At 73.1% G+C, this 13,459-nt stretch carries 11 protein-coding genes; 9 read left to right on the top strand and 2 right to left on the bottom strand.

Translation table 11 applies throughout. The features are described 5' to 3' along the window. Window positions 1–186: 186 nt before the first annotated feature. The 3 genes from rho (at window position 187) to prfA (ending at window position 3,998) form a co-directional block, all read left to right on the top strand. Window positions 187–2,262: a transcription termination factor Rho gene (gene rho, locus HUT12_RS26825; protein ID WP_176095109.1), complete on the top strand. Its 2,076-nt coding sequence runs from the start codon at window positions 187–189 to the stop codon at window positions 2,260–2,262. A 328-nt stretch (window positions 2,263–2,590) separates the two neighbouring features. Continuing rightward, window positions 2,591–2,815 (top strand): 50S ribosomal protein L31, encoded by a 225-nt coding sequence (gene rpmE, locus HUT12_RS26820; protein WP_131056839.1) that lies wholly within the window; start codon window positions 2,591–2,593, stop codon window positions 2,813–2,815. A 94-nt stretch (window positions 2,816–2,909) separates the two neighbouring features. Next, window positions 2,910–3,998, top strand: a complete 1,089-nt coding sequence (gene prfA, locus HUT12_RS26815; RefSeq protein ID WP_131056837.1) for a peptide chain release factor 1 — start codon at window positions 2,910–2,912, stop codon at window positions 3,996–3,998. Between the two features lie 6 nt (window positions 3,999–4,004). Here the strand turns inward: prfA and HUT12_RS26810 are convergent, their stop codons facing one another. Then, the gene (locus HUT12_RS26810) at window positions 4,005–5,555 is read right to left on the bottom strand and encodes a diguanylate cyclase (RefSeq protein ID WP_176095108.1); all 1,551 of its coding nucleotides are present in this window, start codon (window positions 5,553–5,555) and stop codon (window positions 4,005–4,007) included. A 74-nt stretch (window positions 5,556–5,629) separates the two neighbouring features. Here HUT12_RS26810 and prmC point away from each other — a divergent pair, with 74 nt between their 5' ends. The 4 genes from prmC to HUT12_RS26790 all read left to right on the top strand — a co-directional run bounded on the left by prmC (window position 5,630) and on the right by HUT12_RS26790 (window position 10,052). Then, window positions 5,630–6,589, top strand: coding sequence for a peptide chain release factor N(5)-glutamine methyltransferase (gene prmC / locus HUT12_RS26805; RefSeq protein WP_254876968.1), 960 nt, complete (start codon window positions 5,630–5,632; stop codon window positions 6,587–6,589). Beyond that, window positions 6,589–7,233 (top strand): L-threonylcarbamoyladenylate synthase, encoded by a 645-nt coding sequence (locus tag HUT12_RS26800; RefSeq protein WP_176095993.1) that lies wholly within the window; start codon window positions 6,589–6,591, stop codon window positions 7,231–7,233. The genes prmC and HUT12_RS26800 overlap by 1 nt, the downstream gene beginning before the upstream one ends. Next, complete coding sequence (locus tag HUT12_RS26795; protein ID WP_176095107.1) at window positions 7,234–7,845, top strand: phosphotyrosine protein phosphatase; 612 nt, start codon at window positions 7,234–7,236, stop codon at window positions 7,843–7,845. 95 nt (window positions 7,846–7,940) lie between these two features. Beyond that, the gene (locus HUT12_RS26790; RefSeq protein WP_176095106.1) at window positions 7,941–10,052 is read left to right on the top strand and encodes a transglycosylase domain-containing protein; all 2,112 of its coding nucleotides are present in this window, start codon (window positions 7,941–7,943) and stop codon (window positions 10,050–10,052) included. 15 nt (window positions 10,053–10,067) lie between these two features. Here the strand turns inward: HUT12_RS26790 and HUT12_RS26785 are convergent, their stop codons facing one another. Next, complete coding sequence (locus HUT12_RS26785; RefSeq protein ID WP_131054807.1) at window positions 10,068–11,552, bottom strand: SDR family oxidoreductase; 1,485 nt, start codon at window positions 11,550–11,552, stop codon at window positions 10,068–10,070. Between the two features lie 35 nt (window positions 11,553–11,587). On the opposite strand from HUT12_RS26785, the gene glyA reads away from it, so the two are divergent. Next, a complete protein-coding gene (gene glyA, locus HUT12_RS26780) occupies window positions 11,588–12,874 on the top strand; it encodes a serine hydroxymethyltransferase (protein ID WP_131054806.1) in 1,287 nt (428 codons plus the stop codon). Next, window positions 12,871–13,305: a hypothetical protein gene (locus HUT12_RS26775; RefSeq protein ID WP_176095105.1), complete on the top strand. Its 435-nt coding sequence runs from the start codon at window positions 12,871–12,873 to the stop codon at window positions 13,303–13,305. The genes glyA and HUT12_RS26775 overlap by 4 nt, the downstream gene beginning before the upstream one ends. The last annotated feature ends 154 nt before the right edge of the window (window positions 13,306–13,459 follow it).

Raw genomic sequence — 13,459 nt, 5'->3', positions numbered from 1 at the left:
CGCAGTCTTCACTGGTCGCCGCAGACGGCGAAACCCGCTCACCAGCTTCCTGGTGGGTCGGGCGACCGACCGGCTGCTGTGTCACAGACTCCCGCGAAGCGTCATGCGAGGCGGGTGCACCGAGGCCGCCCGGCCACCTGTTAGTCGATTCCGGGCAGTCCCGGCCTTATCGAGGGAAGGAATCCATTGAGCGACACCACCGACGTGACGTCGGATGTTTCCAACGTCGCTGGCGATGCCACCACCGCTGCCCCTGCCCGGCGTCGGCGCAGCGGCACCGGCCTGTCGGCGATGCTGCTGCCGGAGCTACAGAGCCTGGCCGCGTCGCTCGGCATCTCGGGTACGGCTCGTATGCGCAAGGGCGAGCTGATCAGCGCGATCTCCGAGCGCCAGGGCAGCGCCGCCGGGGCCCCTCGACCACGGGCCGAGGTCGCGGCGGCCGCCGCACCGGTCCGCGAGGAGGTTCACGCGGAGGTCCGCGACGCGGGTGAGCGGCCGGAGGCCGAGCGCCGCACCGAGCAGCCGGCGGCGAGCGTCGAGACCGAGGGACGTAGCCGGACCCGGCGCAGCCGGACCGCCGCTGCGGAGCCCCGGACCGAGGAGCCCCGGACCGAGGAGCCCGCCGCCGAGACCGGCGAGCGCACCGAGGGCCGGTCCGGCCGCGAGCGCGGCGCCGAGCGTGCGGAGCGGAACGACCGCGCCGAGCGTGGCGACCGTGCGGAGCGGGGCGAGCGCAACGAGCGCGGCACCGACCGCGCGGAGAAGACCGACCGCGCCGAGCGTGGCACCGACCGCGCCGAGCGTGCGGAGCGGGGCGACCGTGGCGACCGCACCGAGCGGGGCGAGCGCACTGACCGCACCGAGCGGGGCGAGCGCACCGAGCGGGGTGACCGCGGCGAGCGCACCGACCGTAGTGACCGGGGTGACCGCAACGACCGCAACGACCGGGGTGACCGGGGTGACCGGGGCGAGCGCGGGCAGCGGGTCGATCGGGACAACGACGGTGACGACGACGAGGGCGGCGGTCGGCGTAGCCGGCGCAGCCGCTTCCGGGACCGCCGACGCGGTCGTGGCGACCGTAACGAGGGCGGCGGCACCGACAGCGGTCGTGAGCCGCAGGTCAGCGAGGACGACGTACTCGTCCCGGTGGCCGGCATCGTCGACGTGCTCGACAACTACGCCTTCGTCCGGACCACCGGCTACCTGGCCGGTGCCAACGACGTGTACGTCTCGATGTCCCAGATCAAGAAGTACGGACTGCGGCGTGGTGACGCGATCACCGGCGCGGTCCGCGCGGCACGCGACGGCGAGCAGCGGCGGGACAAGTACAACCCGCTGGTCCGGCTGGACACCATCAACGGGATGGAGCCGGACGAGGCCAAGCGTCGGCCGGAGTTCTACAAGCTCACCCCGCTGTACCCGCAGGAGCGGCTGCGGCTGGAGACCGAGCCGCACATCCTCACCACCCGGGTGATAGACCTGGTCATGCCGATCGGCAAGGGCCAGCGGGCACTCATCGTCTCGCCGCCGAAGGCGGGTAAGACGATGGTGCTCCAGGCGATCGCGAACGCCATCACGCACAACAACCCGGAGTGCCACCTGATGGTGGTGCTGGTGGACGAGCGGCCCGAAGAGGTCACCGACATGCAGCGGTCGGTGAAGGGCGAGGTCATCGCGGCCACGTTCGACCGTCCGCCGCAGGACCACACCACCGTCGCCGAGCTGGCGATCGAGCGGGCCAAGCGCCTGGTCGAGCTGGGTCACGACGTGGTCGTCCTGCTCGACTCGGTGACCCGGCTCGGCCGGTCGTACAACCTGGCGGCGCCGGCCAGCGGCCGGATCATGTCGGGTGGTATCGACTCCACCGCGCTGTACCCGCCGAAGCGGTTCCTCGGCGCGGCCCGGAACATCGAGAACGGCGGCTCGCTGACCATCCTCGCCACCGCGTTGGTGGAGACCGGTTCGATGGCGGACACGGTCATCTTCGAGGAGTTCAAGGGCACCGGTAACGCGGAGCTGAAGCTGGACCGGAAGATCGCCGACAAGCGGACCTTCCCGGCCATCGACATCCACCCGTCCGGTACGCGCAAGGAGGAGATCCTGCTCGCGCCGGAGGAGCTGGCCATCGTGCACAAGCTCCGCAAGGTGCTGCACTCGCTGGACTCGCAGGCGGCGCTCGACCTCCTGCTGGACCGGCTCAAGCAGTCCCGCACCAACATCGAGTTCCTGATGCAGATCGCCAAGTCGACGCCGGGGGAGTGACCTCCACCGGGTGACACTCGTCGAAGGGGCGCGGCCGACACGGTCGCGCCCCTTCGACGTACCCGCCGGGGTTCTCTCCTGCGCCACGGCGGCCCCATCGACCTCTCGCGTACCGCCTCCGGCAGGTCGGAATGCGCGAGCCCGCGCGGGGAATGCCGGGGACGGGTCCGGCGTTGACCTGGTCGATCAGCCGGTACGGCCCGCTTCGCGGGTCTGCCGGGCCCCATGGCAGACTGGTCAATCGGCCACCGGTTCCGGTTCACGCCCCGTTCGCGCGTACTGGCGCGCGAGGGCGACCCGGCGACCACGACGAGAGGACCGAGGCGAGATGAAGTCCAACATCCACCCGGAGTACGTGACCACGAACGTCACCTGCTCCTGCGGCAACACCTTCACCACCCGCAGCACCGCGAAGGGCGGCGCGATCCACGTCGAGACGTGCAGCGCCTGCCACCCGTTCTACACGGGCAAGCAGCGTGTCCTGGACACCGCGGGCCGGGTCGCGAAGTTCCAGCAGAAGTACGCCAAGGTTCAGGCCAAGAAGGCCAAGTAGCTCCTGGTCCGACGCCCGCGTCCGGTTTCTCCCGGACGCGGGCGTCGTCCGTCTGTCGTCCGGTCTCACCGCCGTCCAAGGAGCGATCCGCAGCATGAGCAGCGAGCGCCTGGCCGCCCTCCTCGACGAGTACGCCGAGTTGGAGAAGCGCCTGGCCGACCCCGCCATCCACGCCGACCAGGGCACCGCCCGTCGGGTCGGCCGCCGGTACGCCGAACTGGTGCCGCTGCACAAGGCCGCCGGGGAGTTGGCGCAGGCCCGGGCCGACCTGGTAGCGGCACGGGAGTTGGCCGCCGAGGACGCGTCGTTCGCGGCCGAGGCGGAGACGATCGCGTCGACGCTGCCGGCCCTGGAGGAACGCCTGGCCGAGCTGCTCATCCCGCGTGACCCGCACGACGCCAAGGACGTCATCGTCGAGATCAAGGCCGGTGAGGGCGGCGAGGAGTCGGCGCTGTTCGCCGGTGACCTGCTGCGGATGTACACCCGGTACGCGGAGCGGCGGGGCTGGCTCACCGAGGTGATCGATGCCCAGGACTCCGACCTCGGTGGGGTCAAGGACGTCTCGCTGGCGATCAAGACCAAGGGCGTACCCGACGGGGGCAACGGCGTCTGGTCCCGGCTCAAGTGGGAGGGCGGCGTGCACCGGGTGCAGCGGGTGCCGGTGACCGAGTCGCAGGGGCGGATCCACACCAGCGCGGCCGGCGTCCTCGTGTTGCCGGAGGCCGAGGAGGTCGACGTCACCATCGACCCGAACGAGCTGCGGATCGACGTGTTCCGGTCGTCCGGTCCCGGTGGCCAGTCGGTCAACACCACGGACTCGGCGGTGCGGATCACCCACCTGCCGACCGGCATCGTGGTCTCCTGCCAGAACGAGAAGTCCCAGTTGCAGAACCGGGAGCAGGCCCTGCGGATCCTGCGCGCCCGGCTGCTCGCCGCCGCCCAGGAGCAGGCCGACGCCGCCGCCTCGGACGCGCGTAAGGCGCAGGTCCGCACGGTGGACCGCTCGGAGCGGATCCGCACCTACAACTTCCCGCAGAACCGGATCACCGACCACCGGATCGGCTACACCGCGTACAACCTGGATCTGGCCCTGGCCGGCGACCTGGACGGCGTGCTCGACGCGCTCAGTGAGGCGGACCGGGCCGCCCGCCTGGCCGGCGACCCGGAGCTGACCCGCCGCTGACGCCGCTCAGGCGCTGCGCGGCCGGACCTTGGCCTGCAACATCTCGCGGTCGGCGGCCTCGAACGCGGCGCCGAGCGCGTCGCGGTGTCCCGGCCCGGCGGCGCCCACCTCGGCGAAGCCGATGCTGACGCCGACCGGCGTGCCGGGCACCAGCGACTCCCAGTCCTCGGTCCGGATCGCGGCGTCGATCCGGCGCGCCACCTCGGCGGCCTCGGACATCCCGGCACCGGCCAGCACCACGACGAACTCGTCGCCGCCGTAGCGGGCCACGAAGTCGCCCCGGCGCATCACCCGGTTGATCACCCCGGCGACGCGCTGGAGGACCAGGTCGCCCGAGTGGTGGCCGTGCCGGGTGTTGACCGCCTTGAAGCCGTCCAGGTCGCAGACGCCGATCACCACCCGTTCGCCCCGGGCGACCACCGCGGCGATGTACCGCTCCAGACGGCGCCGGTTCGGCAGCCCGGTCAGCGGATCGGTCAGCGCCTCGCCCTCGAACCGGGCCGCCTCGCGACGCATCTCCTCGTGGTCGATCCGGGCGGCGATGCCGTCGATGTAGACGTCGCGGAGCCGGTCGTGTCGTTGCGCGGCGAGCCGGAAGGCCAGCCGGTCGGCGCGGTGTGCCGCCGCGTGGTCACCGGCGCGGGCCAACGCGATGCTGCGCAGGCGTGCCGGTTCGGCCGCGCCCAGCGTCTCGGCGGAGACCTGGACGGCGTCCAGGCGGGTGACCGCCTCGATCGGCCGACCGGCCGCCACCGCCAGGCATGCCTGGCCGAGTTGGCGCATGTCGCGGGCCCGGGCGCTGTCCGCGCCGTGGCCGAGCAACCGGGCCGGGTCGGCCCCGGACGGCGAGTCGATCACGTCGCCGAGGGCGGCCCGGCGGGCCGCCGCGTAGCCGTACGCGGCCAGGCTGCTCGGCCGCAGCCGGTCGGCGCGGCCGGCGGTGACGAACCGGTCCAGGTCGGTGGCGACGTCCCGCAGGACCCGCAGGCACCCGTCGCTGTCGCCGGTGTGGTCCAGGGCGACCGCGTTGCGCAGCCGGATCCCGGGGGCGGCGAAGGTCTCCTCCGGGATTCCGGCGGCGGTGCCGAGCTGACGGGCCCGTTCGATCGCACCGAGCGCGTACCCGTGGAAGCTGAGATAGGAGTACGCCATCGCCAGGTCGTGCCAGCCCCAGGCGGTGTCGCGGTCCGGGTCGTCGACCGCGCCCAGCGCCCGGGCGGCCTTCACCAGGTGCGTCACGCAGCGGTCCAGCGCGCCCTGGTGGTGGGCGGCCAGCGCGGCCAGCGCGTTGAGGTGGCCGTGCAGGTACGGCTCGGCGAGGTCGCGGACGGCGGCGGAAGCCTCCTCGATCGCCCGGGTGTACTCCGCCGTACGACCGAGATTGATCAACGCCGAGAGCCGCTGGACGAGCGCGTCGGCGCGGACCCGGGAGTCGCTGCTGGTGCACAGCACCCGATCCAGGAGCGCGGACGCCTCGGCCGAGCGGCTCACCTCCTGCAACGCCCGCGCCTTCGTCAGGGCGTCAACCTGGTCATCGACCCGGTCGAGCCAGCCCACCCGCGACCTCCCGTCGGTGTGTCGCCGGATGCACCCGCTTATGCACGTGCACCGCGACGACTCATGATTATGGCGTGACCTCCGTGCCGCAACACCCGTCCGAAGGGACGAGACGTGAGCGCCCCACCGTCGTGCTGGCGTGGGCCGCCCGTGCGCTGGCCGACGCCGGGGTGCCCTCGGCCCGCGTCGAGGCGGAGATTCTGGCCGCGTACGTGCTGGCCGTGCCCCGGGGACGGCTGGCGCTCGCGGACGGTCTCACCGACGAGCAACGCGACCGTTTCGAGGCGTTGGTGAGCCGGCGTTGCCGGCGTGAACCGCTGCAACATCTCACCGGGAGCGCCGGCTTCCGGCATCTGGAACTGGCCGTCGGGCCGGGCGTCTTCGTGCCCCGCCCGGAGACCGAGCTGCTCGCCGGCTGGGGTGTCGAGCGGGCCGCCGAGCGGGTGGCCGACGGGGTGACGCCGGTGGTGGTGGACCTGTGCAGCGGGTCGGGGGCGATCGCGTTGGCGGTGGCGCAGGAGGTGCCGACCGCCCGCGTGGTGGCGGTGGAACGTGCGCCTGCCGCGCTGGCCTGGCTGCGTCGCAACGCGGCGACCCGGGCGGCGGCGGGGGACCGGCCGATCGAGGTGCTGGCGGCCGACGTGACCGCACCGGACCTGCTGGCGGAGCTGGTCGGCCGGGTGGATGTGCTGCTCTGCAACCCGCCGTACGTGCCGCTCGCGGTGGTCGTACCGCCGGAGGTGGCCGGGCACGACCCGGCGGAGGCGGTGTTCGGCGGGGACGACGGTCTGACCGTGATCCGTCCGGTGCTGCGGCGGGCGGCGGCCCTGCTGCGGCCCGGTGGTGCGCTCGGGGTGGAGCACGACGACACCCACGGCGCGTCGGTGCCCGACCTGCTCGCCGCCGACGGCCGGTACACCGCGATCACCGCGCACCACGACCTCGCCGGCCGCTCCCGTTTCGCCACCGCGTTCCGTCGCACGGACCACCGGCGACCCGCGACGTCCGACACGTGGCAGACTGGCTCCTCGTGATGCTCTACGACTGCCGGTCCCTCGCCGACCGGGACCGCGGCATCGCTGCGGCCATCGAGGCGGTGCGCAACGGCGAACTGGTCGTCCTGCCGACCGACACCGTGTACGGGGTCGGTGCCGACGCCTTCACGCCGTACGCGGTGAAGGCGTTGGTGGACGCCAAGGGTGGGACGCAGGCGTCGCCGCCGGTGCTGATCGGCTCCCGACACACCCTCGACGGTCTGGTCTACACGCTGCCGCAGGCCGCCCGGGATCTGGTGGAGGCGTTCTGGCCGGGGGCGCTGACCATCCTGGTGAAGCACTCGGCGAGCCTGCGGTGGGATCTCGGTGACGACAGCGGGGTGGTGGCGGTCCGGATGCCGCTGCACCCGGTGGCGCTGGAGGTGCTGCGGGAGACCGGGCCGATGGCGGTCGCCTCGGCCAACAAGATCGGCCGTCCGGCGGCGCAGACCGCCGACGAGGCGCGGGAGCAGCTGGCGTACTCGGTGCGGGCGTACCTGGAGGCCGGACCGGCCGTCGACCCGCTGCCCAGCACGATCGTCGACCTGACCGGCGAGGTGCCGACGATGGTCCGCGAGGGCGCCATCGACCTGGCCCGGCTGCGCGACGTGGTGCCGGAGCTGGTCGAGAGCCGGGTGGCGTGAATGCCTCCGTTCACCGTCCTGCACGTCTGCATGGGGAACATCTGCCGCTCGCCGATGGCGGAGCGGCTGCTCACCCTCGCGGTGGGCCAGCGACTGGCCCGCCGTGACCTGGACCCCGGCCGGGTGGAGGAGCTGCTGCACAGCCACAGCGCGGGCACCGGGGGCTGGCACGCCGGCGAGGAGATGAACCCGCCGGCGGCCCGCCAGGTGACCACCCGGGGCGGCACCGTGAGCGGCTTCGCCGCGCGGAAGCTGCGTTCCGACCACATCGACGCCGCGGACCTGGTCCTGACCGCCACCGCCGACCAGCAGGAGTACGTGGTGGCGTTGCGCCCCGACGCCGCCGCGCGCACCTTCGTGCTGGGTGAGTTCGGTCGGCTGCTGACCGCGCTGGACCGCGACGGGCTGCCCCCGGTCGAGGCCACCCCGGACGCGGTGTACGCCCGGGGCGTGGCGGTGGTGGAGGCCGCGAACGTCGCCCGTCAGGGCACGTCGTTGCTGCCCAGCGACGACCTCGACGATCCGTGGGGACGCGGCGACCAGTGCTTCAGCCGGGTGGCGGACGAGATCGAGGAGACGATCCATCCGCTCGCGGCGATCCTGCTGCCCTGATCGGTGAATTACCTCCGGGTTTGAGCAAAACCGAGGCGTAAAGGGTGGTTAGCGCCATTCTGGGAGGGTCCTGACGGCTCCTGCGGGGAGAGCTGATGACCCGGGCGTTCCTGCCGAAAGTGTTCACCGTTCTGCTGGCCGGCACGCTGGCCGGCCTGGCGCTGGCGGTGGCGGCACTGCCGGCCGCGCTGGTGTTCGGGATCGGCTTCTCGGCGGTGGCCGAGCCGTACACCGAGCTGCCCAACACGCTCCGGACGCCACCCACGGCCCAGCGGTCCAACCTGTACGCCAAGGACGGCACCACCCTGATCACCTCCTTCTATCAGGAGGACCGGGTGGACGTGCCGCTGGACGAGGTGGCCCCGGTGATGCGCCAGGCCATCATCGCCGCCGAGGACGTCCGGTTCCACGAGCACAGCGGCGTCGACCTGCGGGGCGTGGCGCGGGCCTTCGCCGCCAACCAGGGCTCCGGCGGCACCCGGCAGGGCGCCTCCACGCTGACCATGCAGTACGTCCGCAACGTGTTGAGCACGGACCCCCGGTTGACCGAGTCGCAACGGGCGGCGGCCACCGAGGTGAGCACCGCCCGCAAGATCCAGGAGATGCGGTACGCGCTGGCGCTGGAACGGGAGCTGACCAAGGACCAGATCCTGGCCCGGTACCTCAACATCGCGTACTTCGGTGCCGGGGCGTACGGCGTCGCCGCCGCCAGCAAGCGCTACTTCTCCACCTCGCCGGACCGGCTCACGCTGGCACAGGCGGCGATGCTGGCCGGGCTGGTCCGTTCCCCGCACACCGACGACCCGATCAACGGTGACGCGGACGCGGCCACCGCCCGCCGGGGGTACGTGCTGGACCAGTTGGTCGCCACCGGTCAGGTCACCGCCGAGGTGGCGGACGCGGCCCGGGCGGAAGCGCTGAACCTGCGCCCCAGCGAGACGCCGAACGACTGCACGGCGGTGCCCTCGGGACACAACGACTGGGGCTTCTTCTGTGACTGGTTCACCCGCTGGTGGAACGAGCAGAAGGCGTTCGGCGGCACGGTCGACGAGCGGCAGCGCACCCTGCGCCGGGGCGGCTTCACCATCGTCACCTCGCTCGACCCGAGCGTGCAGCGGGCCACCACCGAGCAGGTGCGGCGGGTCTACTCGGTGGACGAGCCGCATGCCATGCCGACGGCGGTCGTCGAGCCCGGCACCGGTCGGGTGCTCGCCATGTCGGTCAACCGCAACTACAGCGTCGCGGCCAACCCGCCCGGCCAGACCAACTACCCGAACACGGTCAACCAGCTCGTCGCCGGGGGCGGCACGATCGTCGGGTACCAGGCCGGTTCGACGTTCAAGCTGTTCACCATGCTGGCCGCGTTGGAGGCCGGGATGCCGCTGCGGACCGTCTACGACGCGCCGACCCGCATCCTCACCGACTACCGGATCAGCGGCGAGACGAACTGCGGCGGGTACTGGTGCCCGTCGAACGCCAGCGCCTCGATGCGCGGCGAGCACGACATGTGGTCCGCGTTCGGCGAGTCGGTCAACACGTACTTCGTCTGGCTGACCGAGCGGGTCGGCGCGGACCGCGTGGTGGAGATGGCCGAGCGGCTCGGCATCGTGCTGCGGGCCGAGGACGACGTCCGGCTGGCCCGGCACGGCGCGCGCGAGTGGGGGCCGTTCACCCTGGGGGTGGCCGCCACCACCCCGCTGGACCTGGCCGGGGCGTACGCCACGCTGGCGGCCGAGGGGACGTGGTGCGCGCCCACCCCGGTCACCTCGATCGTCGACGGCACCGGCCGCCGGGTGACCGCCGGCCAACCGGACTGCCGCCAGGTGCTCGACGTGGACGTGGCCCGCGCGGCGGCGGACGCCGCCCGCTGCCCGGTCGGGGACCAGTCGATGTACCAGGGCTGCCACGGCGGCACCGCCACCGCCCTGCGCGGACAGCTCGGTCGGCCGGTGGCCGGCAAGACGGGCAGCTCCGAGCGGTACGCCACGGAGACCGTGGTGGCCTTCACCCCGCAGCTCGCGGCGGCGGCGATGGCGGCCAACCCGGACGATCCGCAGGACGCGGTCGGCCGGGCGGTGCAGAGCCGGATGGTGGAGGGGGTGGGGGAGATCCTCGCCTTCGCGCTGCGCGACGTGCCGTCCCGGGACTTCGTGCCGCCCAGCGAGACGACCGCGTGGCGGTACACCACCACCCGCAGCGGCGACTGAGCGAGCGGGCGACGGTCAGCGCGCCGCCGGTGGCGCCTCGACGGCGGTCCGCTCGGCGTCGGCGGCGATGTTGCGGGCCATCCCGCCGAAGACCACCGCGTGGAACGGCGCCACCGCCGCCCAGTACGCGTGCCCGGCCAGGCCCCTGGGAATGAAGACGGCCCGCTGGCGGTACCGGACCTGCCCGTCGTCGTCGCGCCGCACCTGCATCTCCAACCAGGCCCGGCCGGGCAGCCGCATCTCGGCCCGCAGCCGGAGCAGCTCACCGGGGAGGATCTCCTCCACCCGCCAGAAGTCCAGCGCCTCGCCCACCCGCAGCCGGTGCGGATTCCGCCGCCCCCGGCGCAGCCCGACGCCGCCCACCAGCCGGTCCAGCCAGCCGCGCACCGACCAGGCCAGCGGGAACGAGTACCAGCCGTGCTGGCCGCCGACCCCCTCGACGACCCGCCACAGCGCCTCCGGCGAGGCCGCCACCGGCTGCTCCCGCACGTCGGTGTAGACGCTGCCGCCGCTCCAGTGCGGGTCGCTGGGCAGCGGCTCGGCCGGGGCGTCCCGGCCCGCCGCCGACGACCAGCGGGTCTCCACCTCGGCGTCGCGGACCTTGGCCAGCGCCAGATCGACCGCCCGGTCGAAGCCGGTCAACCCCTCCGGCGGGTCCGGCAGGTACGCCGCGATGTCGTGCTCGTGCGCCACCGCCTCGTGCACCAGACTCTCCACCAGCGGACGGGCGAGGGCGTTCGGTACCGGGGTGACCAGACCGACCCAGTGCGAGGAGAGCCGGGGCGTCAACGCGCGGACCGGCAGCAGGACCCGGCGGCTCAGTCCGGCGACCCGGGCGTACCGCTGCATCATGTCGCCGAAGGTGAGCACGTCCGGGCCGGCGATGTCGAAGGCCCGGTTCACCTCCGGCGGCAGGCCCACGCAGCCGACCAGGTAGCGCAGCACGTCCCGGACGGCGATCGGCTGCACCCGGTTCGACACCCAGCGCGGGGTGACCATCACCGGCAGCCGTTCGGTCAGGTAACGCAGCATCTCGAACGAGGCCGAGCCGGAACCGATGATCACCGCCGCGCGCAGCACCACCGTGGGCACGCCGCTGCCCAGCAGGATCCGGCCCACCTCGGTCCGCGAGCGCAGGTGCGCCGAGGAGGCGTCACCGGCCGCCGGTTCCGGCCCCCCGAGATAGACGATCCGGCGTACGCCCGCCGCCTGGGCCGCCGTCGCGAAGGCCGACGCGGCCTGCCGGTCGGCGTCCTCGAAACCGGCCTGCCCGAGCGAGTGCACGAGGTAGTACGCGACGTCGACGTCGTCGAAGACCCCGGCCAGGCTCTCCGGCCGGCTCAGGTCCCCCTCGGCGATCTCGACCTGCCCGGCCCACGGCACGTCCCGCAGCCGTCCGGCCCGCCGGGCCAGGCAGCGCACGGTGTGTCCCTCGGCCAGCAGGTGCGGCGCCAGCCGCCCGCCGATGTAGCCTGTCGCACCGGTCACCAGACATCTCACGGCCTCCAGTCTGCGGCCGAATAGACTCGGGCGCTGTGGAGACCGGTAAGGGCACCTTCTGGGGGCCCGACTTCGAGCAGCTCAGCACCACGGATCCGGAGATCGCGGAGGTGGTGCTCGGCGAGCTGGACCGGCTGCGCGGCGGTCTGCAACTGATCGCCAGCGAGAACCTCACCTCCCCGGCGGTGCTGGCCGCGCTCGGCTCGACGCTGACCAACAAGTACGCCGAGGGCTATCCGGGTCGGCGCTACTACGGCGGGTGCGCCCAGGTGGACCGGGCCGAGGAACTCGGCATCGCCCGGGCCCGGGAGCTGTTCGGCGCCGAGCACGCCAACCTCCAGCCGCACTCGGGCGCGAGCGCCAACCTGGCCGCGTACGCCGCGCTGGTGCAGCCGGGTGACACGGTGCTGGCGATGGAGTTGCCGCACGGCGGGCACCTGACCCACGGCAGCCGGGTGAACTTCTCCGGCAAGTGGTTCGACACGGTCGGCTACACCGTCCGGCGGGACACCGAGCTGATCGACTACGACGATCTTCGTGACCTGGCCCGCACGCACCGACCGAAGATGATCATCTGTGGCGCGACGGCGTACCCGAGGCTGATCGACTTCGCCCGGTTCCGGGAGATCGCCGACGAGGTGGGCGCGTACCTGATGGTGGACGCGGCGCACTTCATCGGGCTGGTCGCCGGGCAGGCCATCCCCTCCCCGGTGCCGTACGCCGACGTGGTCTGCGCGACCACGCACAAGGTGCTGCGCGGTCCACGCGGCGGGATCATCCTCTGCCGCGAGTCGCTGGCCGAGCGGATCGACAAGGCGGTCTTCCCGTTCACCCAGGGCGGACCGTTGATGCACGCGGTGGCGGCCAAGGCCGTCGCGTTGCGCGAGGCGGCGCAGCCGGAGTACCGCACGTACGCCGCGCAGGTCGTGGCCAACGCGCAGGCGCTCGCCGACGGGTTGGCGGCGGAGGGGATGCGGCCGGTCTCCGGCGGCACCGACACCCACCTGGCCCTGGTCGACCTGCGGGAGACCGGGGTGACCGGAGCGCAGGCGGAGGCCCGCTGCGACGCGGCGACCATCACACTGAACAAGAACGCCATCCCGTACGACCCGCAGAAGCCGATGGTCGCCTCCGGCATCCGGGTGGGCACCCCGAGCGTCACCACGCAGGGCATGGGCGAGCCGCAGATGCGCCAGGTCGCCGAGCTGATCGCCCGGGCGGTACGCACCGACCCGGCGGCTCCGGGTGGCACCGACGAGCTGGCCCGCGTCGCCTCCGACGTGGCCGAGCTGGTCGCCGAGTTCCCGGCGTACGCCCGATGACCGCGCCTCGTGCGGGGGAGCCCGGCGCCATCCGTGCCCGCCTGCCGCACCTGCGCCTGCCGCTGCTGGCCTGTGCCGGGCTGGCCGTGGTCGGCGTGCCGGTCGCCGCGCTGCTGCGGGGCCCGACCGGCGCGGCCGGGGTGGCCGCCGGGATCGGTCTGGTGATGGTGAGCTACCTGGTCTCCGGGTTCTCGGTGGCCTGGGCGGACGCGGTGAGCCCGAAGATGGTCATGCCGGTGGGGCTGGTCACCTACGCCACCAAGATGGTGTTCCTGGGCGTGGTGATGGCCGCCGTGGCGCAGGCCGGCTGGCCCGGGCTGCCCGACATGGGGGTGGCGATCATCGCGGGCGTGCTGGTGTGGATCGTCGCGCACACCACCTGGGCCTGGCGCTCCCCGCTGCCCACCGTCGACCGGGCGTCGGGTCACTGACCGTACGGCCGGTGTTCGCCCGGCGTTTCGCCCCCCTTCCCGGCGGGCCGTGCAGGAGTAAGCTGAGCGCGGCTGAGGCGCCGTATCGATTGCCCGCACGCTGCTCGCAGTGTGGGGGGTGCCGCACACTCGCGAAACCCCCGGCTGATAAAGT

This window comes from Verrucosispora sp. NA02020, assembly GCF_013364215.1.
In the GTDB taxonomy this organism is placed as follows: domain Bacteria; phylum Actinomycetota; class Actinomycetes; order Mycobacteriales; family Micromonosporaceae; genus Micromonospora.
Note: the sequence above shows the minus strand (reverse complement) of the source record. Positions and strands in the feature narration are given on the sequence as shown.

Coding starts and splice junctions, on each gene's coding strand:
- HUT12_RS26790 (WP_176095106.1), top strand. CDS start 7,941: ATGACCCGGGCGTTCCTGCCGAAAGTGTTCACCGTTCTGCTGGCCGGC.
- rpmE (WP_131056839.1), top strand. CDS start 2,591: ATGAAGTCCAACATCCACCCGGAGTACGTGACCACGAACGTCACCTGC.
- HUT12_RS26775 (WP_176095105.1), top strand. CDS start 12,871: ATGACCGCGCCTCGTGCGGGGGAGCCCGGCGCCATCCGTGCCCGCCTG.
- HUT12_RS26800 (WP_176095993.1), top strand. CDS start 6,589: ATGCTCTACGACTGCCGGTCCCTCGCCGACCGGGACCGCGGCATCGCT.
- HUT12_RS26795 (WP_176095107.1), top strand. CDS start 7,234: ATGCCTCCGTTCACCGTCCTGCACGTCTGCATGGGGAACATCTGCCGC.
- prfA (WP_131056837.1), top strand. CDS start 2,910: ATGAGCAGCGAGCGCCTGGCCGCCCTCCTCGACGAGTACGCCGAGTTG.